This window comes from Lachnospiraceae bacterium (genome assembly GCA_022794035.1).
Taxonomy (GTDB): domain Bacteria; phylum Bacillota; class Clostridia; order Lachnospirales; family Bianqueaceae; genus CALWPV01.
Genome location: JAAWDX010000011.1, coordinates 1 through 21489, shown reverse-complemented (window position 1 = coordinate 21489; position 21489 = coordinate 1). Strand labels below are relative to the sequence as shown.

The following is a 21489-nucleotide window of genomic DNA, read 5'->3' as shown; positions in this document are numbered from 1 at the left end:
GGGAAACACCCGTAACCATGCCGAACACGAAGGTTAAGGCATAGGCGGCCGATGGTACTTGGTGGGGGACCGCCTGGGAGAGTAGGAGGTTGCCGGTTTTTGAATGGAGAGAATGAGGAGCAGATGTGTCTGCTCCTTTTTTGATAGAGAAGAAGAGCTAAGAGGAAGAGATCCTAGAAGTGCTTGACAGTCTACTCTTTCTGGGATATTCTTCTAACTATATACCTGCGCTTGTCTGCTCAATAGAGGAAAATGTGAGCAAAAGGGTAATCATGCAGTCAAATATGAGGAGCGATAAAAATATGTTTCCAGTGAAAATTATATTAAAGAATGGTAAAGAGATAGAGATTGATCGGGCTCATGTCAGGGATGCAAAAGACTATTGCGAGATTTCTAATCGTGGATATAAAGAAACACGTTTCTTATCCAGAAGTATGGAAGATGAAGAAATATCCTTGGAGTCCTGTATCAGTTTTATTGAAGATGTGGAGGCGTCGGAGAAGGAAGCTTTAGTAGTTGCTCGTTATGAGGGCAGGGTCATCGGGTATGGTGATATCTTAGCATGTTTAAACCGTAGAAAGATGCGGCATAAATGTAATTTGAATGTTTTTGTAGCTAAGGATTCTTGGGGGCTGGGAATTGGCAGTGCTCTGATGGATACGTTAATTAAGTTTGCATATAATGCAGGGTATGAAAAGATTGATTTAAGCGTAGCCCATGATAATGACCGTGCCATTCGTCTATATGAGCGGTTTGGTTTTGAGATAACGGGGAGAGAGGTGCATGCTATGAAACATGCAGATGGACAATACAGTGACTGGGTTTTTATGGTTAAATTTTTAAGATAGCTTTATTGTTTCCTATACTGAAAAGCGGCAAATAGAAAAGCATGACCATCCACAATGAAAAGGATGATCATGCTTTTTTTATACGGGTATTTTTCTGTCAATCGAATAATCTGCTTAAGCCGCCATTTTAGTCATAACGGTTTTCCATTTGCCAGTTCGATAGCGTAGATAGAGAAGCAGCAGACGAGCGGCAATTTCTACCATCATAACAATATACGTTGCATAGAGGTCTAGTCCAAAAGCGCGAATAGCCAATACAGAAAATAGTGTACGGATGCCCCAGTTGGTTGCAGCACTGATATAGAAGTTGACGCTGGTATCGCCGGAGCCTCGCAGCACGCCGGAGAAAATCCAGGCCGCGACTTGGATAGGCTGGATGAGCGCCATGAGCCGCAGGCATTCAGAGGCCATTTGGATAACCTCCTGATCAGGAGTAAATACGCCGATGAGGTTAGAAGCGAACACATAAAGGCCAAGGCCCGTAAAGCACATGACAATGACGCCAATCCGCATCGTGGTATGCACAAACTTTTCAGCAAGGTGTGGCTTTTCAGCCCCCAGCGCCTGTCCGACAAGGGTTGTGATTGCCGTTTGAAAAGCAAAGGCCGGCATGTAGGAAAGCGATTCAGCAGAAAGACTGAGGCTGTTGGCAGCAATGCTGACAGTACCCAGCATGGCAATGCTGCTGGTGACAAAGATGCCAGAAGAAGACATGCAGATGCGTTCCAGCATAGCTGGGAAGCTGATTCGGAAAATCTGCTTAGAAAGTGTCTTGTCCGGCAGAAGATCCTGTTTGCTTTCAAAAGAGATGCGGTACGGATTTTTATGGCTAAGAGCCGTTTTAAAGGCCATCAGTCCTGCGCAGAGCATACCAATAGCGGTTGCCACGGCAGCGCCGTTTACGCCCCAGCCAGCGCCCGGCATCGTAAATTCATAGCCAAAAAGAGAGACCATTCGGGTTGGGTTGATCAGCAGATAGTTGCCGATGACATTGATGATATTCATCATGAGGTTTAGCTTCATAGGAGTTTTGGTATCGCCATAGCCGCGAAAAGCAGAGTTTAGTACCATAGCGGCCAGATTAAACAAACGGCCAAAGGATACGATCAGATTATACTGCGTCGCCATATCCAAAATATCCTCGCCGGCGCCCATCCAAAGAGGAATCAAGCGGGAAAGAGAGGCAGTCAGCAGCGTAATCGGCAGGCCTATGTATAAGATCACCATCATAGCATGGCGCATCAGCTTTCTGACAAGCTGATGATCACCGGCTCCGGCAGCACGGGCTACCAGAGCAGTTATGCCTACGCCTAAAGCCATGATAATACCATTTAACAAAAAAATAGGAGAATTGCTGATACTGATGGAGGCGGTGGCCGTAGCGCCCAGCGAACCTACCATAGCCGTATCGGCAAAACTCACCAGTGTAGAAAAGATTTGCTCTACAAAAACTGGCCAAGCCAGTAATAAGATGGTTTTACTTACACTTCTGGATTCGTCCATAATATTGATTTGTTTTCGATTGGATGCCATATATCATTCTCCTTCACTTTTTAAAATTATTTTAATTATAGCACAAATGCAGGCAGGATACAAACCTTTCTTTATAATATGAAGGGATGAATGTATTCCATGCAGAAATATTGACAGGGGTGAGGATTTGTGCTATTTTAAGCGATAACTTAATGATGAAAAGGATGAAAAAAGATGATTACGCCTAAACCACTATTTAAAGGCGCTCGCATTGCCGTCATTGCGCCGGCAAGTCCTGTGCCAAAAGAAAAAGAGGCTGATATCACAGCCAGTGAGCTAGCGCTGAAGGACTATGGCCTTGTACCGGTGCTGTATCCAAGCTGCTTTGCGCGGAATGGATATCTGGCCGGAAGCGATGCACAGCGAGCGGATGATATTATGAAGGCCTTTGAGGATGAAACGATTGACGGAATCTTTTGCATTCGCGGGGGCTATGGCGTACAGCGAATTCTAGACCGGCTGGATTTCTCGCGGATCAGCAAGCATCCCAAATGGCTTGGCGGCTACAGTGATATAACGGCCCTGCATATTGCGCTCAATCAATACAGTCATTTGGTGACCTATCATACACCCATGCCCTCGACAGAGATGATCAAGGGATTGGATGAATATACCGGGATCTATTTAAAAAAGGCAATGTTTGGAGGACTCAGCGGAAGCCTTCCGGCAGAAGGTGTGCAGACGCTAAGAGGAGGAAAGGCGGAAGGAATTCTCTGCGGAGGAAATCTATCCTTGGTTTCATCGTCGCTTGGGACGCCGTATGAGATCGATACAAAAGGAAAGCTTTTGTTTTTGGAAGATGTGCATGAGGCCCCCTATCGGATTGATGGCATGATCAATCACCTGCGGCTGGCAGGAAAGTTTGAAGAATGTGCCGGTATCATATTAGGAGCATATACGGATTGCGAGGCATCAGATCCAGAGGCATCTTTATCGCTTAATCAGATATTTGATGGTCTATTGCCGAAGGATAAGCCGGCAATCATGCATTATCCATGCGGACACTGCCTGCCGACCCTGTCGCTTCCGCTGGGAGCGGCTGCATGTTTAGATGCTGATAAAAAAATATTATGGGTTGAAGAGGAGAAAACCAGATGATCATGACGACGACACCTTCGGTAGAGGGGTATGAGATTAAAGAGTACAGAGGTATTGTATTTGGTGAGGTCATTGCCGGTGTGGATTTTGTGCGCGATTTTGCAGCCGGGCTCAGCAATTTCTTTGGCGGTCGCTCCGGGTCCTATGAAGAGGAGCTGCTAAAAGCAAGATCACAGGCCATGACAGAGCTGCAGCAGAGGGCGATGGAGCAGGGCGCTGATGCCGTGGTCGGAATTGATATAGATTACGAGGTGCTGGGAAGCAACAATGGTATGCTGATGGTCACAGCCTCAGGCACAGCGGTTACCTTAAAACAGAGATAAAAAGGCTTGAATTTATCGACAAAATACGGTAAAATAACAAAGAGTTTGAGCCTGAAATGGATAAAAATAAGAGACAAAATCAGGCCAGCACAATCTGTAAGGAGAAGAGGTTCTTGCGAGGACAGTAAGACACCTGAGAATGGAGGATACGATAGTATGACAAAAGCAGTTAATTTGCAGGATGTATTTTTAAATACGCTGCGCAAAGAAAAGATTGATGTAACGGTTTTTTTGATGAATGGATTCCAAATCAGAGGTATCATTCGCGGATATGATAGTTTTGTAATTATGATTGAATCAGAGGGAAGACAGCAGGTGATCTATAAGCATGCTGTATCGACCATCAGTCCTTCCCGTTCTGTGCCCATGAGCATGCTCAAAGAGGAGCCGCAGGGAGGCGACCAGGAGTAATGGCCGGGAGAGAAATATTAAGCCAGATGGGAATCAGCCCGGAAGTAGCGCAGTTCTGTGAGAAGCAGGAAGAGGGACTGGCAGAAAAGTTTAAAGAGATTGACCGAATCTCCGAGGTCAACCAGTGGAAGGTGCTGGAGGCTTTTCAGCATGAGCGTATCGCTGAGATGCATTTCGAAACCACTACGGGATACGGTTATACCGATCCGGGGCGAGACACGCTTGAAAGAGTATTTGCCCGTGTATTTCATGCGGAGGATGCGCTGGTGCGGCCTCAAATTATTTCCGGGACGCACGCACTGGCTACGACGGTGTTTGGCCTTTTGCGGCCTGGCGATGAGATTGTATTTGCCGTGGGAACACCGTATGATACCATGCAGGGTGTTGTAGGGATCCGAGAAGAAAAAGGAAGTCTTGCTGACTATGGCGTGACCTATAAAATCGTACCTCTTACGCCAGAGGGATATCCGGATCTTGCGGGACTGGAAAAAGCGATTACATCCAAAACGAAAGTGGTAGAGATTCAGCGCTCTAAAGGATACGAAGCCAGACATTCATTATCGGTCAAGGAGATCGGAGAGATTATCGAGACTGCTAAGCGTGTAAAGCCGGATGTGATTGCTATGGTGGATAACTGTTACGGTGAATTTGTACAGGAAATAGAACCGGCTGATGTGGGAGCCGATGTCACGGTGGGCTCTCTGATTAAAAATGCCGGAGGCGGTCTTGCGCCTATTGGCGGATACATTGTAGGCCGCAAGGATCTGGTGGAGCTGTGCGCGATCCGTTTAACGGCGCCCGGGCTTGGAAAAGAGGCCGGCGCTACGCTGGGAGTGACACGTCAGCTGTATCAGGGGCTGTTTTTTGCGCCGACTGTTACGGCCGCTGCCGTTAAAACGGCTGTATATGCTGCTGCCGTATTTAAGGCGCTGGGGTTTGGCGTACTGCCGGAGCCGGAAGAAGAGCGGTGCGATATTGTGGAAGCGGTCACGCTCGGTTCGGAGCAGGGTATCCTGAGCTTTTGCCGAGGCGTACAATTTGCTGCGCCGGTAGATTCCTTCGTGACGCCTGAGCCATGGGATATGCCCGGATATGGCTGTCCGATCATCATGGCGGCAGGATCCTTTGTTTCCGGCGCGTCCATTGAGCTTTCTGCCGATGCGCCTATCAAGCCGCCCTATACAGTATTTTTCCAGGGCGGTCTCACATGGAGCCATGGAAAATTTGGCGTGATGAAAGCTTTACAGGAAATAATCAACGATGGGGTTATTAGTTTGCCGTCTGCATATTAAATGAGGCGCCGCTGCAAGCTTGCGAAAAGCGTTAGTTTGCAGCGGCCATTTTACATAAGGAGGAGCTATGGTTTCTTTTCCCAATCAATATGAAAATACAATGAAAGAGCTTCTGGGAAGCGAGGAGTATGCTGCCTATGTGCAGACATTTGAAAGAAGCTACTGGCAAGGGCTCAGAGTCAATACGGCAAAGCTCAGTCCGCAGGAGTTTCAGATGCGTCTGCAGTGCGAAGGGCAGCAGGCGCCGCTGCGGCCGGTGCCCTGGTGTGGGAGCGGATTTTATTTGACGGGAGAAACCAAGGATTTTTCCAAGCATCCGGATTATTTTGCAGGACTGTATTATCTGCAGGAGCCTAGCGCGATGGCCCCAGCCGCTATACTACCGGTGGAGCAGGGCGACTGGGTATTAGACCTGTGCGCGGCGCCCGGCGGGAAAAGCACCTGTCTTTCTGCAAAGCTTGGGACAAGCGGCGTGCTGGTGTCAAATGATATCAGCCCTTCGAGAGCAAAAGCGCTTTTAAAAAATCTAGAGCTGCAGGGAGCCACACAAGCCGCTGTGCTATCAGAATCACCCTACAAGCTAGCCAAACGCTTTGAAGGCAAGTTCAATAAAATTTTAGTCGATGCGCCCTGCTCCGGAGAAGGAATGTTTCATAAAGAGCCGGCGATCATGAAAAACTGGGAGCAGTACGGCAATGAATATTATGCCAAGCTGCAGCGGGAAATTCTGCATGAAGCCGTAAAGATGCTGGCGCCCGGCGGGATGCTGCTGTATTCAACCTGCACATTTGCGCCGCTGGAGGATGAGCAGATGATCGAGCAGCTGCTAGAGGCGCATCCCGAGCTAAGGCTGCTGCCCATTGCTAAAACAGGCGGCATGGAGGACGGCCGGCCGCAGTGGAGCCGCACAGGCCGCGAGGATCTTCGGCTGACGGCGCGTTTTTGGCCGCATAAGGCAGATGGACAGGGTCATTTTGCAGCCCTGCTGCAGAAGGAAGGAAGCAAAACCGCATCGCAGCTGCCGGATCTAGATGGACGCGGCGCTTATAATAGCAAGGATATGCAGTGGTGGCAGGAGTGGTGTGATGAAAATCTGGCCTGCGCGGCAGGAAATTGGCGGAGCGTGCTGCCGGAAGGCGGATATTTTCAGAAGCTGGGGGAAAAGCTGTATTATAGCCCGGTTCCGCAAGGGGCGCTGGCAGGGCTGCGCGTGCTGCGAAATGGCATTTTGCTGGGCGAGCTTAAGAAGGACCGCTTTGAGCCGGCGCAGGCCTTTGCGCTTACGCTTAAAAAGGGAAGCTGCCAGCGGGAATGCGAGCTGAGCCATGAGGAGGCCCTGCGCTATCTGAAGGGCGAGACGCTGACAGGTGAATATGAGGACGGCTGGACGCTGCTGCTGACCGGAGGGTTCCCGCTTGGCTGGGGCAAGGCTGTTAAGGGCATTTTGAAGAATAAGTATCTGAAGGGATGGAAGCTCAGTTGAAGCGATATGATGTTGTCATAGTAGGAGGAGGACCGGCGGCCAGCATTTTGGCGTGGAAGCTGCCGCAGGATTTAAGCGTGCTGATCGTGGAAAGACGGTTTCTGCTGAGCGGAGAACGGTTGTATGAGCGCGAGAAAAGCTGCGGCGGCATGCTGGATGAGACAGCGCAGAAGGTGCTTGCACAACTGGGGATCCCAGTTCCGAGGCAGGTGCTTGCGGAGCCGCAGGTGTTTGCGATCCGCGCGATCGATCTTGATACGCAGATGGAGCGGTATTATCAGAAGCGGTATGTCAATATCGACCGTGCGCAGCTGGATGCGTACTTGCTGCAGCTGGCTGCAAGGCGTAAGAATGTGACGGTCTGGCAGGGCGCACAGGCGTTTGGCATACAGGAGGAGAAGGACGGCGTCTGCATCTGGATCAGGCAGGAAAACGGAGATAAGGTGAAGGTCCGGGGGGCGTATTTGGTTGGCGCCGACGGAGGAGGCTCGATGGTGCGAAAGCATCTTTTGAAAAAGAGACCAAGAAGGCATGAGCCCAGAGTGTACGCCAGCATTCAGGAGTGGCATTCCATGCCGGAGACGCTTCCATATTATGTATCTGTATTTGATGAGCAGGTGACGGATTTTTATTCGTGGATTATCCCGGAGGGAAGACAGATGATTATCGGCAGTGCGATGCCGGCCGGGACGGATGTAAGAAAGAGGTTTGAGCGCTTTAAAGCGGATTTAACTAAAAAAGGATTTGATGTAAGTCAGCCGCAAAAGGAGCGCGGCGCTGTTATTTTAAGGCCGAGGCCATGGGGCAGCGTATGGAGCGGCCGCAGGCGGATTTATTTGATAGGGGAAGCCGCAGGGCTGATTAGCCCTAGTTCGGCAGAGGGAATCAGCTTTGCGCTGAGAAGCGGTAAAAAACTAGCGGATGCATTTCAAATAAAAGGCAGGCCTTGCCGCATACAATATGAAAGAGCATTGCTGCCTCTTAAAATCAGTATTGCACTTAAAAGCCTGAAATCGCCGATTATGTATCAAAAACGCTGGAGAGGACTGGTTTTTAAGACGCGTGCGCTGAGCATGAAGATAGAAAAATAGCGCGCCTTGAAATGGAGTTTACAAATGGCAAAAAAGCAAGATCAGAAAAAAAACAGACAGAGAAGCTCATACGAAGACTATTATGATAGAGAAAACCAAAGGGAAGAGCAGCAGCGGTCTGCGCAGTTTAGAAGCTATGATGAGGATCCCTTCTGGCAGGGGGAGCGGCCGCAGGCGCAGCGATCTAAACAGCCGGGAAAGAAAAGAAAGCACAGAAAAAGAAAATACCGCCTGGCGCATCCGGAAAAGCTTGTGTTTATGATAGGGCTTTTTGCGTCCATCCTGATCCTGTCGATCGTTCTGTTAAAGTCTATGAGAAAAAATGGTGAGAGCACCGCGGAGGAGTCAGCTAAGCCGGTGCAGGTTGTCCAAAGTGACGGAGCGAAGGAAGAAACAGGGACGATCCGCTCTGTGAATCGTACAGATCTGACAGGGATTCCCAAGCAGCTTGCCTCCTATATGGCCAGCATGGTTTATACGAATACCGAAAACTATAAAAAAGAACCGACCAGTCTTTACGAACAGACTGTACTTGAGAATTCGCAGGATTTAAGTGAGTATCGGTTTGTGATTGCCATTGATGCCGGACATGGAGGGACGGATGCCGGATGGCAGGTGGGGGATGCTGTTGAAAAGGAGATTACGCTTAAGGTAGCGGAAAAGCTGGCGGAGTATATCAATCAGCATACAGAGGATTACTATGCGATTTTGCTGCGCAGCAGCGATATGGTGATGACAGATCAGCAGCGAGTGACCCGGGCAATTGAAAACCATGCGGGACTGATCGTATCGCTCCACTGCAATGGCTCTGAGGAAGAGCTGGGCGGCACCTCGGCTGTGTACTGGACAGGAGAAGGAGACGATAATCAGCGAGCCGTTTACAGCGAGGAGCTGGCAAATCAGCTTATGGCAGCGGCAGCAGAGGGCTTCGGCATGTGGGAGCGCGAGGTGCGGACAGAGGATAATCCGTTGCTGCGTACGACCATCCCTTCAGTGATGGTAGAGATGGGGTATTTGACCTATGAGATCGATCATGAATGGGTGACAGATGAGACGCTGCAGGCGGAGGCGGCCAATAAAATGGGAAGTACAATTCTTGAGTTTGTGAAAGAGATTGCGCCTAAGTCGGATGACAGCGACAGCAGCACAGAGAGCAGCCAGACTCAGCAAGGGGACGACAGTCAGAATTAAAGGAGAGAGAAATGGAAGTTGTCACATATAAATGCCCGCACTGCGGGGCACCGATAGAATATGATGCAGAAAAGAGCACCTTTCATTGTGACTTCTGTGGTCATGATGTGGAAAAAGAGGCTCTGGTTTCGCAGGAGGGAGCGGCAGAGCCGCAGGGACAGAGCCTGAATGAATATCACTGTCCGAGCTGCGGTGCAGATTTGGTGACGGATGAGCATACGGCGGCAACCTTTTGCCGCTACTGCGGTTCTCCTACGATTGTAAAGAGAAACCTGGAAGGCGTATTTAAACCGGATCTGGTGATTCCTTTTAATGTTCCAAAAGAAAAGGTAGAGGAGATCTTTAAAAAGTGGTGCCACAACGGCCGCTTTACGCCGAAGGGATTTTTTCAGCCGCAGCAGCTGGAAAAGATCACAGGCACCTATGTGCCGTTTTGGCTTTTTGACTGCGAGCTGAGAGCAGAGATCACGGGAAATGCGAAGAAGGTCCATGTGTGGCGCAGCGGAGATACAGAATATACCAATACTAAAAATTTTCATATTGAGCGCGGCGCCGATTTTACATTTGAAAAGGTGCCGGCCGATGCATCCTCGCGGATGGAGGATGAGCTGATGGATGCCTTAGAGCCATATGCATATCAGGAGCTGCGGCAGTTTGAGCTTCCGTATCTGTCCGGTTTTGCGGCAGAGAAATATGATGAGAGTGCCGAAAGTGTTTTTAGAAGAGTGGACCGAAGGATGGCACAGGCAGCGGAAAGCGAGCTGTTAAAGACGATTCAGGGGTATACGGCGCAGACGATTACGGCAAGCAAGCAGCGATATCTAAAAAAGCAGCCCAATTACGCGCTGCTGCCTGTCTGGATGCTGCGCTACCGGCATAAAGGAGAGATCTATACCTTTGCGGTGAACGGACAGAGCGGCAAGGTGGCGGGCAGGCCCCCGCTGAGCGCTTTTAAGCTGCTGGCTTGGGGAGCCGCGTTCACGGCGATTATTTTTATTTTGATGACGCTGGGAGGTGCATTACTCTTATGAAGCAGCGGATGAAAGCATGGAGCCGCCGGGGAGCGGCTGTATGCCTTGTATGGATGCTTTGTCTGGCGGCGCTGTGCTCGCAGCAGTTCAAAATAGACGCAGCAGAGAAATATGTATATGATCAGGCCGTTCTTTTAGAGGATGCTTCTTGGCTGGAGGACCAGATCAGTGAGCTGAGGATCCAGCTGAAGATCGATATTGTGATTGTAACTACAAAAAACACAGGTGGTAAATCCTCAAGACGCTATGCAGATGATTTTTATGATGATCATGGCTTTGGCTTTGACAAGCCAAGAGGAGACGGTGTTTTATTCCTGATCGATATGGATAACAGAGAGGCGTACATATCAACCTGCGGCAAAGCCATTGAGTATTTTACCGATGCCCGCATCGATGACGCGCTGGAGGCCATTGTACGGTCGTTAAAAGACGGTGATTATGATGAAGCCTGCCGTGAGTTTCTGCGGCGCACGGAATTTTGCATGAAAAATGAGCCTCTTGGCGGAAGACTGACCTACAGCTATCCCCAGCGGCTAAAGCTAGTGCTGCAAAACTATTGGCCGGTGCTCCTGCTGCTGTCGGCAGCCATTGCCGCTGTTTGCGTGATGGTGATGGCGCATAGCTCGCGCAGTGCTAAGGTAGCGGCCAGCAGGTATTTTAGTGCCAAGCAGGGACTTCATCTCGATCATAGAGTGGATCAGCTGATCAGCGAATTTACAACATCACGCGAGATTCCGCGGGACGATGACAGAAGCAGCAGCTCGGGCGGGGGCGGAAGCTCGGTGCATACCAGCAGCTCAGGCACAACACACGGCGGAGGCGGAAAGTCATTTTAAAATAAATAAAGGCCGCAAAGCGGCAAATGGAGGAAATTATGACAGAAAAACTGGATGTAATCATCATCGGAGGAGGGATCGTAGGGGCAGCCATTGCCAGAGAGCTTTCACGGTATGAGCTTTCAGCAGTGCTGCTGGAGGCCAGAGAGGATCTGGCAAGAGGCGCATCAGGAGCTAATTCAGGCATTATCCATGCAGGCTACGATCCAAAGCCGGGAAGCTTGATGGCTAAGTACAATGTAAAAGGAAACCAGATGTATCCGGAGCTGTGCCAAAAGCTGCAGATCCCGTTTCATCAGGTGGGCTCCTTTGTGCTGGCATTTAACGAAGCGCAGCAGAAAGAGGTGCAGCGGCTTTATGAGAGAGGCTTAGAGAACGGCGTGCCCTCTATGCAGGTTTTATCGGGAGAAGAGGTGCGCCGCATGGAGCCGCAGGTATCAGAAAAGGTGACAGCGGCGCTGTATGCTCCGACTGCGGGCATCATTTCGCCTTATGAAGCGACAATTGCACTGGCAGAAAATGCAGCGGAAAACGGCGTAGTTTTCAGGCTTAATGAGCCGGTGATGAGCATCGAAAAAACAGAAGGCGGCTTTAAGGTAAAAACAAAGCAGGATACGCTGCAGGCAAGGCTTGTGATCAACTGTGCGGGTGCGCATGCCGGCGAGATTAGCAAAATGGCGGGGGCAGAGGCGCTGAGCATTCAGGAGAAAAAGGGAGAATACACCTTATATGACCGCAGCGTTGGCGGCTTTGTGCAGCGGGTGATTTTTCAGACACCGGATGAAAACGGAAAGGGTGTTTTGGTTACGCCGACGGCAGAGGGCAATCTGCTAATCGGGCCAAGCAGCGATGCTTTGGAGGAGCCGGGCGATACGGCAACCACACAGGCCGGACAGGATAAGATCTTTATGCAGGCCAAAAAGAGCTGTGAGAAGCTGCCCTTCGGCGGTGCGATTACCAGCTTTGCCGGGATCAGAGCAGTATGCGGAGAGGATTTTGTGATCGGAGAGTCTGCTGTAGTGCCAGCGTTTATTCAGGTAGCCGGCATCTGTTCACCGGGCCTTACCTCGGCGCCTGCGATTGCGCAGGACATTGCAGAGCTGGTGAAAGCAAAGCTTGGTGATGTAAAAGAAAAGAGCAGCTGGAAGGAAACGAGGGAGGCATCCCCTTGTGTGAGAGAGCTTTCATGGGAAGAGCGCAAGGCGCTCTGTGAGAAGGATGCGGATTATGGTAAAATTGTCTGCCGCTGTGAAACAGTGACAGAGGGAGAGATCCGTCATGTTCTCCGCTCTGCGGTGCCGGTGTATACGGTGGACGGCGTGAAACGGCGCTGCCGGGCCGGTATGGGGCGCTGTCAGGGAAGCTTTTGTACGCCGCGCGTGATGCAGATCATTGCAGAGGAGGCGGGGATTTCGCTGGAAGCGGTGCGCAAGGCAGGAAATGGTACGGAGATTGTACAGGGATATTTAAAGGGGGTAGAGTGATGCTGCGGAATGTGGATTGTGTGATTGTGGGCGGCGGCCCGGCAGGACTGGCGGCTGCGGTGGCCTGCTATGATGAGGGGACGAGGGATCTGGTGATATTGGAACGCGATCAGCATCTGGGCGGCATCCTGCAGCAGTGCATCCATAATGGGTTTGGACTGCAGTGGTTTAAGGAGGAGCTGACGGGACCGGAGTATGCGCAGCGGTTTGTGGATCAGGTCGAGGAGCGGCAGATTCCTTATGAGACAGGGACGATGGTGCTGGAGATTCAGTATCATCCGGAGGAAGAGTATGATAAGAGCGTGCTCTGTCTTTCGCCATCGGAGGGTGTGATAGAGTACCGCTGTCATAGTGTGGTGCTGGCAATGGGCTGCCGGGAGCGGGTGCGCGGCAATCTGAAGATTCCGGGAACGCGCCCAGTGGGGATCTATTCGGCAGGCTTGGCGCAGCGGCTGGTGAATCTGGAGGGCATGATGCCGGGGCATCAGGTAGTGGTGCTTGGTTCGGGCGATATTGGGCTCATCATGGCCAGACGGATGAAGTGGGAAGGCGCTGATGTAAAAATGGTGTGTGAGCTGATGCCGTATTCGTCGGGACTGGCGAGAAATATTCAGCAGTGTCTGGTGGATCAGGGGATCCCGCTTAAGCTGAGTACAACGGTGGTGAATATTCACGGTAAGGAGCGTCTGGCAGGCGTGACCATCGCGCAGGTGGATGAAAAGAGGCAGCCGATTCCCGGGACGGAGGAGTATGTGCCCTGTGATACGCTGCTGCTTTCGGTTGGGCTTCTGCCGGAAAATGAGCTCTCAAGAGGGCTGGAGGTCTTGATGGATCCGGTCACGGGAGGCGCACAGGTGGATGAGCATCGCCAGACCAGCGTGCCGGGGGTCTATGCCTGCGGGAATGTGCTGCATGTGCATGATATTGTGGATTTTGTCAGCAAAGAAAGTATGATCGCCGGAAAGAGTGCAGCGCAGAATAGCGCAGCGCAAAATAGCGCGGCGGCAAAAGAGAAACGAAAGAAGGAGGCTGCGCGGCAGGTGCCGATTCGTCCACTTGGACAGGTGCGTTATACGGTGCCGCAGCGGACAAGCCTGACAGAAGCATTTTCAATCTATTGCCGCGTGGCGCAGCCGCTGGAAAATGGACGGTTTGTGCTAAAAGCAGACGGGCAGGAGGTCCTGCAGCGCCGGTTCCTGCGTGTGGTACCGGGCGAGATGCAGGAGATCGCGGTCAGTGAAAAGCTGCTGCAGCAGCTGCAGAAGGCAGAAGAGATTACGTTAGAGGTGGAGCTATGATGGAATATACATGTATTTTATGTCCCAGAGGCTGTAGGCTGACGGCAGAGAAGACGGCGGAGGGGATTGCTGTAAGCGGCAATGCCTGTCCGCGGGGAGAGCAGTATGCGATCTCTGAAATGACCAATCCCATGCGCACGGTTACGACCTCGGTGTATGTGACGGGCGGAGATGAGCATATGGTTTCCGTTAAGACCAGCGCCGCTGTGCCGAAGGCAAAGGTAGAGGAAGTGCTGCGGCAGGCCGCAGGCGTGAGAGCAGAGGCTCCTTTGGAGATTGGTGATATTTTGATTGAAAATGTGGCAGGCACTGGTGAGAACCTGATCGCGACGCGTAAGGTGATCAAGGTCTGAGTGAGAGGAACTATATTTGAAGGAAAAGGTAGTGATCGGGCTGTCATCGGGAGTGGATTCCTCGGTGGCAGCATTCCTGCTGCAGGAGCAAGGATACGAAGTGATTGGAGCAACCATCGATACAGGGATGGGAGAGAATGCAGCAGACGGCGGCATTGGCTTAGAGGCTAAGAAAATAGCCGAGCAGCTGCAAATACCGCATTATATTCTGAACGTGCGGACGCTCTTTGAAAGAGAAGTGGTCCGTCCCTTTGCAGATGCCTATTATGAAGCAAGAACGCCCAATCCATGTGTGCTGTGCAATCCGGCTGTAAAGTGGAAGGCGCTGCTGGAGCTGGCGGATTCGCTGGGGGCGCAGTATGTGGCGACAGGGCATTACAGCCGGATCGTACAGCTTCCCAGCGGGCGCTGGACGATTGAAAAAGCAGCGGTGAAGGATCAGTCCTATGTGCTGTACCGGCTTAGTCAGGAGCAGCTGGGCCGTACGAAGATGCCGCTGCATGCCTATACGAAGGATCAGGTGAGGCGGCTGGCACAGGAGCAAGGGCTTTTATCGGCGCAAAAGCCAGACAGTCAGGAGATTTGCTTTATTCCGGGCGATGATTACGCAGGGTTTTTGCAGCGCTACACTGGCAGAGAAAGCCTGCCGGGCTCCTTTGTGGACGGTCAGGGCAGGGTGCTGGGGCAGCACAAGGGCCTCATTCATTATACGATTGGCCAGCGCAAGGGGCTGGGCATCGCGCTTGGCGAGCCGGCCTTCGTATCGGAGCTGCGCCCGCAGACAAATGAAGTGGTGCTGGGGCGCAATGAAGACTGTTTTCAGCGCGGCGTTTTGGTAGAAAAGACGAATTTTATGATGGAAGAGGAGCCGGCAGAGTGTGTGGATGGCTTGAAGGGAAAAATCCGCTATGCACATCAGGAGGAGGACTGTCTGATTAGAAAGAGGACAGAGGATCTGTGGGAGTGCATTTTTGATCAGCCGCAGCGCGCTGTGACGCCCGGACAGGCAATTGTATGGTATAAAGACCGGATGATCTACGGCGGAGGACAGGTTGTAAAGGGGTTTAGCATATGAACCGATGGGTGACAGATCTGCTGGAATGGTATAAAAAAGTAAAGAGACCGCTGCCGTGGAGGCAGACGCAGGATGCCTATCGGGTGTGGATATCGGAAATCATGCTGCAGCAGACACGGATTGAGGCTGTTCTGGGCTATTATGAGCGCTTTATGAACGCCTTTCCCTCCGTGCAGGCCTTGGCCGAGGCGCCTTTGGAGCAGGTGCTCAAGCTATGGGAAGGACTGGGATATTATTCACGGGCCAAAAATCTGCATAAGGCAGCGCAGCAGATTGTGATGCAGGGAGGATTTCCCGACCAGAAGGAGGAGATCCAAAAGCTGCCCGGCATCGGCGATTACACGGCGGGCGCAATCGCTGCGATTGCCTTTGGGCGGGCAGAGACGGCCATCGACGGCAATGTAATGCGTGTGGTAAGCCGCATTTATGAGCTGGAGAATGATATTTTGCTGCCGGCCTCCCGCAAGCAGGTAAAGGCAATACTGGAGGACGTGTATCCGCAGAGCGAGGCAGGGAATTTTGTGCAGGGACTCATGGAGCTGGGCGAGCTAATCTGCATTCCCAAAGCGCCTAAATGCGAGGCATGCCCGCTGCAAAGTGAGTGCAGGGCGAAAGAGACGGGCAGGCAGCAGGAGCTTCCGCTGAGAATCCCTAAAACAAAAAAGAAAATGGAAGAACGAATTGTTCTGATCGTAGAGCAAAAAGGGTGTATTCTGTTAACTAAAAGGCCGGAAAAAATGCTTTTGGGCGGCCTATGGGAATATCCCAATGTGCTGACGGAGGATCCGGCCATGGTTCCGGAGCTGACGCAGGAGGCATATGGCATCCGGCTGGAGGCGCAGGAGCACATAGCCGAGGCGGAGCATGTGTTTACGCATGTTCGCTGGAAGATGCATGTATATAAGGCTCAGCCCGCGCAGGCGGGCGGCCAGGACGATGAATCCTGCTTTGCCGCTGCGCGGCGGGAGTATCTGTGGGCTGATGAAAAGCAGCTGGAAACGGAGATTATGCTGCCGACAGCGTTTAAAAAAATAATCTGGTGAGGAGGAAGAGCAGATGAAGAGACAGGACTATATTTCGTGGGATGAGTATTTTATGGGAGTGGCGGTGCTGGCGGGACGCCGCAGCAAGGATCCGAATACGCAGGTGGGCGCCTGTATTGTGAGTCCGGAAAATATTATTATTTCAACTGGCTATAATGGGTTTCCGGTGGGCTGCTCGGATGATGAATACCCTTGGGAAAGAGAAGGAGAGAAGGAGGATACGAAATATCCTTTTGTAGTGCATGCAGAGCTGAATGCGATTTTGAATGCGCATGGTCGTTCGCTGATGGGTTCCCGGATTTATGTAGCGCTTTTTCCGTGTAATGAATGCGCAAAGGCGATTATTCAGGCGGGCATTCGGGAGGTCGTGTACCTGTCGGATAAATATGAAAAGGATCCGATGACGCAGGCAAGTAAACGGATGATGGTTTCGGCTGGTGTGAAGATGCGCCAATTTGTTCCAAACAGAGATAAAATCGAACTAAACTTTCGATAAAAATTAAGTTAAATATATTATGCTTTAATTTTTGGAGGACTTGTCAGAAGTTGTCAAGCCGCTTAGTTAGGGAAGAATGTCAGGAAAGCGCGTATTTACGCTTTGTTGACATTCTTTTTTTATTGGATTATAAAAGGAAAACAGTCGTTTAAGATGTAATCTTAAGCGTGATTTTTATTTGTGTACATATTTTTTAGAGAGGAGAACGAAGCAAATGAAGAGATTCTTAAAAAAAGCATTGAGCCTGACGCTAAGCGGCGCGATGCTTTTGGGAATGGGGCTGAATGCGCTGCCGGTTGATGCTGCCGGTATTGATGTAGGCGCGAATCCCACTCCAAAGGTCGATATTGCGGTCAATGTTCCGAGCGACTATCCGGGAACCTTTCTGGAATTTAAGCAGGAACTGACGGAAAAGCTGATTGAACAAGGCATGAGTGCTAGTGATTTCCGTATTACAACGACGGCAGTTTCGATTGATACGACAGATACCAATGGTTGGTATGTGTATGATCATTATCGGGATACAGCGGCATATAATGCGTTGAATCTTTCGGATGATCAGAAGGCGAAGCAGCCTTTCAGACAGGCAGATAATACGCATACCAATGGTACAGGCACAATTGAAAGCTATTTCAAAAACAATACAAATACCACAGGAAATGCATGTAAAAATTTCGATAAGCATATCTATTCCTATGTAGATGATGAGGGCAAGGCCAGCATGGTGTTTGCAGGGTATGGTACTCAGGCGCTTACCGATTACATGATCTACCCAGCAGCTAGTAATTCGAGAAGAAACTTTAGCTTTGACATTAATCCGGCTGTTATTGATACGCATACGATTGGAAGCTACGGATTCTTTTTGAATGCGGGTATTAACGGCGGCAATGTACAAGGATATGCGCTGGTATTTGCGGCAGGCACCAATGCATGCTCATTGCAGAAAATCAATTCTGGAGTCAATGCAGCGATGACTGGTTCAGTAGTGAAAAATTTGCCCACTATGAATTTTGGCCCTAAGAATACAGTGCGTCTTACGGTTGAGCTCAATAAAAACAGTGTTACCGTGCAGTATCAGGCATATGATGCAAATGGAAACTTGGGAGCAATTGCCGATCTGTTAAGAGATGAGCCTTTGGCAGATACGGGATTTAACGGTTTTGGTCCTTTGGTTAACTATACGGGTCATGGCTGTGCATCTCTTTCAATTATGAAATATGTGGATCTGGAGATGAGCTATGAGGCCAGCGCTTTTGATGCACTCAAAAACGTGCAGTATTACGAGGGTGCCAATCAGAAGTATTTTATCAACCTGACAGGTGATAAAAATGATCCGCAGATTCCAGAGGAATTTACCAAAGATGGTAAGCCTAATGAATCCTATCATGACGGTATTAACCGGATGAATGAGAATAAGATTTTCTATATCTCCAATACGGATGATGGTAAGATTGTCACAGACAGCGAGAAGGATGACGACAATAATCTGACGCATCAGGGTCTGGGCTCTGCTAATGGATTTTATGCCAGCGGAGATAACTATGTGGATTTGATTGCACAGTATATCTACACCAATCACAGAGATGGCGTAAAGTTCCAGCAGGCTGAGGTTGAGTCCGAGCTGCCGCTGGCAAACTTCTATATCAAAGATGCTGATTCGGAAAGCGATGAGCAGATTATGACCATCCATCTGCAGCATCTGGTTAAAGCTGCTGAATACAATCAGACAGCGGAAACGAAGGTTCCGGAGACGGTGGCCATCAATATTTTTGATAAGTCTCGTATCGGTACTAAATCAGGAGCCGACGGAAAGCTGACCGAGTGGACGCTGACAGTGACAGATCCAGATAATACGGTAGTGAATACGCAGACGGTAGATGATCCGGCTAAGCTGCAAAACTATGTGTTTGATAAAAACAGCAAATCCGGGCGCTATACCCTGACGTTGGTCGTCAAAGATGATAAAGGGAACGAATCCAAGGATTTTTCCACCTATGTCATTGCATTTTTGGATGATAAGCACCCTTACATTGAAGGGGCTAACACAGGAAAGAATATTGCCACCATTACGCTGACCGATACAGGAGATGGAATTGATGAAGATGGTATTACCTTCATTGAAGATGACCGTGGATCGGGAGTGGCAGCATATTGGATCACCAATGATTTAGATGCAACGCCTACAGAAGATGATTGGGAGAAGCTTCCCTTTGCACAGCATATTTATGAATTTGAATATGAGATCGAGAGCACAGAGCCGCTTGTTGTATGGACAAGAGACGAGTGCGGTAACGTAGGAAACAAGGCCGTATTCCAGCCCACACATGTGCGCGTAGAGGATCCGGACGGTAATCCGATCGATGAGTACTATGTCATCGGCGATAAACCGATTATTGTATTGCCTCCTGATGAGGATGTGCCCGACCCAGAGGATCCGGATAATGAGCATTTCTCAGGTTGGACAACGCCGGGCGGCGATCCGGTTACACCGGGAACAACGCCTGAGCCAGAAGACAATGTCATTGTCATTCGGCCTAACTATTCAAGAGATTATGCCAAGATGGTGTATCTGGCCAATGGCGGCAGCATTCGGACCGCACAGGGAGAAAAGCCGGTTGCCGAGTACGCACAGGTCATTTCCGGCGCCAGCATCTACACCAAGATTGAGGATCATAATGTAGTTCCCTACCGTGAGGGGTATTCCTTCACCGGATGGAAACTTCTGAATACCGATAGTGCAGATAAAGCCGGCGATAGCGCTTATATCAATAATGCTGCTAACGTAGCGGATATTTCAGAGCAAAGAGCAATAAAGGAAGTAAATGCTGAGGGCATTACGACCAGAGATACCTATTATCTGGTAGCGCAGTGGAAAGAAGGAGAGTACACGCTCCGCTTAGATCCCAATGGAGGCTCTGCCGGAAATGTACGCTCGATTGAAAATGTTAAGTTCCAGACCAATGTAGGCTCGCTGAACATTCCGGTCAGCGGACGAGGCATTCCGACCAAACCCGGTTATATTTTCCAGGGCTGGTCAGAGGCAAATGATAATGATCCGGCCAAGATCTTTAAATTTGCACAGGGCGTCAGCGGAACAGCTGTGGCTGCACCGATCATGCCATCCTCTGATAAGACCATCTACGCGGTATGGAAGGAAGACACCAATAAATTTGTGGTCAGCTTCGACAGCAACGGCGGAAGCCGCATTTCCGATCAGGCCTATCTGACGGCAACGGCTACCAAATATGATGCATTCCTTAAGCCTTCTCGGACAGGCTACACCTTTGACGGATGGTTTGAAAAGCAAGAGGATGCAGAAGGCAATGTCATTTTTGGCAGTACGGAATATGTAGGCGGTGAGACCTTCATCAAGAAAGCCGCACACAGCTTTATTGCCAAGTGGACGGCCAATGAAAATACGAAATATACAGTTGATTATTATATCAACTCCGGCAACAAGGACAGCAACGGCAATTATATCTACACCAAAACAAGCGCAGACTTAAGCAAAACCTATGTAGGCAAGACAGAATCTGCTGCAGCAGTGCAGGAGGCCGACAAGCTGGCTGAGCTGACGGTAGACGGCGTTACCTATTGGTACAATGCCGCGAATGAAAACAATCAGCTTTCCGGTATCATCACCGGAAGCCCGGCTCTGTCCTTGAAGCTGTATTATGACCGGTACTTCGACGTAACGGCGACGCATAAGGGCGAGGGCACCGTGACCGGTGCAAGCAAGGTGAAGGAAGGCGAAATGCCGACAGTCACCTGGGCAGCGGCAGAAGGCAGCTATGTCACGAAGGTAGTCGTAGACGGAGCAATCCGTGATGATCTGCTGAACGAAACAAGCTACACTTACCCGGCAGGCTTGCATGAGAATCATAAGATCTACGTAGAGTTTACGAGCGAAGAAGAGGAGCCGCAGAAGCCTGTGAATCCGAATCCGCCGGAAATGCCAGTAGATAAGTACTATGACATCAGAACATCGGTAGTAGGCTGTACAGATCCAAGCAAGTATGAGATCACGCCGACAACAAGTGTGAAGGGCGGCGAGGACCATACGGTGGCATGGAGCATTAAGGACAGTAACTATCAGATCGTCAAGATTGAGGTAGACGGAGTCGCACAGGAGATCACGAATAACAGCAGCGTTGATTTCAGCGGTGTGGCGACGAACCATACGGTAGTGATCACAGTGAGTGCGGTGCCGACGATCGGAGGAAACACAACCGAAGGGCACTACACGGTAACCGTGAACCGGTATGGAGGAGACGATAAGGTCGAGATCAGTAACACGATGGTGGTGAACAAGGGAGACAAGGCACCGGTATCGTGGGATACGACAAATAGTGAGTACAAGATCTACAAGATCATGATCGACGGAGAAGAGATCACGCTGAGTGAACAGCAGATGCAGCATCATGCAGGCTATGTTAAAAAGCCTCTGAATAACGTGCAGGCGAACCATGTGGTGGATATCTACATGGCGAAGCCGGATGAAGAGGGCAAGATCGATCCTCCGGATCTGACAGAAGAGAAGTATGTACAGCTGACAACGCAGCTGATCGGAGCACCGGGAAGCATCACAGGCGGAGCGGTGATC

Annotated in this window: 18 protein-coding genes and 1 rRNA gene; 18 read left to right on the top strand and 1 reads right to left on the bottom strand. The window is 50.4% G+C overall.

All coding sequences use genetic code 11. From position 1 onward, the window contains the following. Together rrf and HFE64_09235 are read left to right on the top strand one after the other, a co-directional pair. Positions 1–98 (top strand): 5S ribosomal RNA (gene rrf, locus HFE64_09240); the annotation flags it as partial. Between the two features lie 204 nt (positions 99–302). Beyond that, positions 303–848, top strand: coding sequence for a GNAT family N-acetyltransferase (locus HFE64_09235; protein ID MCI8633644.1), 546 nt, complete (start codon positions 303–305; stop codon positions 846–848). 114 nt (positions 849–962) lie between these two features. Here the strand turns inward: HFE64_09235 and HFE64_09230 are convergent, their stop codons facing one another. Continuing rightward, entirely contained in the window at positions 963–2381 is a 1419-nt protein-coding gene (locus HFE64_09230) for an MATE family efflux transporter (protein ID MCI8633643.1), read from the bottom strand. Between the two features lie 174 nt (positions 2382–2555). Here HFE64_09230 and HFE64_09225 point away from each other — a divergent pair, with 174 nt between their 5' ends. The 16 genes from HFE64_09225 to HFE64_09150 all read left to right on the top strand — a co-directional run. Then, on the top strand, positions 2556–3479 hold the full coding sequence (locus HFE64_09225) for an LD-carboxypeptidase (protein MCI8633642.1): 924 nt from the start codon (positions 2556–2558) through the stop codon (positions 3477–3479). Beyond that, positions 3476–3802, top strand: a complete 327-nt coding sequence (locus tag HFE64_09220; protein ID MCI8633641.1) for a putative heavy metal-binding protein — start codon at positions 3476–3478, stop codon at positions 3800–3802. Before HFE64_09225 ends, HFE64_09220 begins: the two co-directional genes overlap by 4 nt. A gap of 156 nt (positions 3803–3958) precedes the next feature. Continuing rightward, a complete protein-coding gene (hfq, locus tag HFE64_09215; GenBank protein ID MCI8633640.1) occupies positions 3959–4213 on the top strand; it encodes an RNA chaperone Hfq in 255 nt (84 codons plus the stop codon). Continuing rightward, entirely contained in the window at positions 4213–5505 is a 1293-nt protein-coding gene (locus HFE64_09210) for an aminotransferase class V-fold PLP-dependent enzyme (GenBank protein ID MCI8633639.1), read from the top strand. The genes hfq and HFE64_09210 overlap by 1 nt, the downstream gene beginning before the upstream one ends. Before the next feature lie 67 nt (positions 5506–5572). After that, entirely contained in the window at positions 5573–6988 is a 1416-nt protein-coding gene (locus HFE64_09205) for an SAM-dependent methyltransferase (protein MCI8633638.1), read from the top strand. After that, the gene (locus tag HFE64_09200; protein ID MCI8633637.1) at positions 6985–8079 is read left to right on the top strand and encodes an FAD-binding protein; all 1095 of its coding nucleotides are present in this window, start codon (positions 6985–6987) and stop codon (positions 8077–8079) included. The genes HFE64_09205 and HFE64_09200 overlap by 4 nt, the downstream gene beginning before the upstream one ends. A 24-nt stretch (positions 8080–8103) precedes the next feature. Continuing rightward, on the top strand, positions 8104–9270 hold the full coding sequence (locus tag HFE64_09195) for an N-acetylmuramoyl-L-alanine amidase (GenBank protein MCI8633636.1): 1167 nt from the start codon (positions 8104–8106) through the stop codon (positions 9268–9270). Between the two features lie 11 nt (positions 9271–9281). Then, a complete protein-coding gene (locus HFE64_09190) occupies positions 9282–10301 on the top strand; it encodes a zinc ribbon domain-containing protein (protein ID MCI8633635.1) in 1020 nt (339 codons plus the stop codon). Continuing rightward, a complete protein-coding gene (locus tag HFE64_09185; protein MCI8633634.1) occupies positions 10298–11137 on the top strand; it encodes a TPM domain-containing protein in 840 nt (279 codons plus the stop codon). Before HFE64_09190 ends, HFE64_09185 begins: the two co-directional genes overlap by 4 nt. A gap of 38 nt (positions 11138–11175) precedes the next feature. Then, positions 11176–12621, top strand: a complete 1446-nt coding sequence (locus HFE64_09180) for an NAD(P)/FAD-dependent oxidoreductase (GenBank protein MCI8633633.1) — start codon at positions 11176–11178, stop codon at positions 12619–12621. Between the two features lie 2 nt (positions 12622–12623). Then, positions 12624–13919, top strand: a complete 1296-nt coding sequence (locus tag HFE64_09175; protein MCI8633632.1) for an FAD-dependent oxidoreductase — start codon at positions 12624–12626, stop codon at positions 13917–13919. Then, on the top strand, positions 13916–14272 hold the full coding sequence (locus HFE64_09170; GenBank protein ID MCI8633631.1) for a DUF1667 domain-containing protein: 357 nt from the start codon (positions 13916–13918) through the stop codon (positions 14270–14272). Before HFE64_09175 ends, HFE64_09170 begins: the two co-directional genes overlap by 4 nt. Before the next feature lie 16 nt (positions 14273–14288). Next, the gene (gene mnmA, locus HFE64_09165; GenBank protein MCI8633630.1) at positions 14289–15347 is read left to right on the top strand and encodes a tRNA 2-thiouridine(34) synthase MnmA; all 1059 of its coding nucleotides are present in this window, start codon (positions 14289–14291) and stop codon (positions 15345–15347) included. After that, complete coding sequence (gene mutY, locus HFE64_09160; GenBank protein ID MCI8633629.1) at positions 15344–16390, top strand: A/G-specific adenine glycosylase; 1047 nt, start codon at positions 15344–15346, stop codon at positions 16388–16390. Before mnmA ends, mutY begins: the two co-directional genes overlap by 4 nt. 13 nt (positions 16391–16403) lie before the next feature. After that, positions 16404–16886 carry a dCMP deaminase family protein gene (locus HFE64_09155; protein ID MCI8633628.1) on the top strand — a complete coding sequence of 161 codons (483 nt, stop codon included), beginning with the start codon at positions 16404–16406 and terminating at the stop codon, positions 16884–16886. A 214-nt stretch (positions 16887–17100) separates the two neighbouring features. Continuing rightward, on the top strand, positions 17101–21489 hold a 4389-nt coding region (locus HFE64_09150; protein ID MCI8633627.1), incomplete at its 3' end, for an InlB B-repeat-containing protein.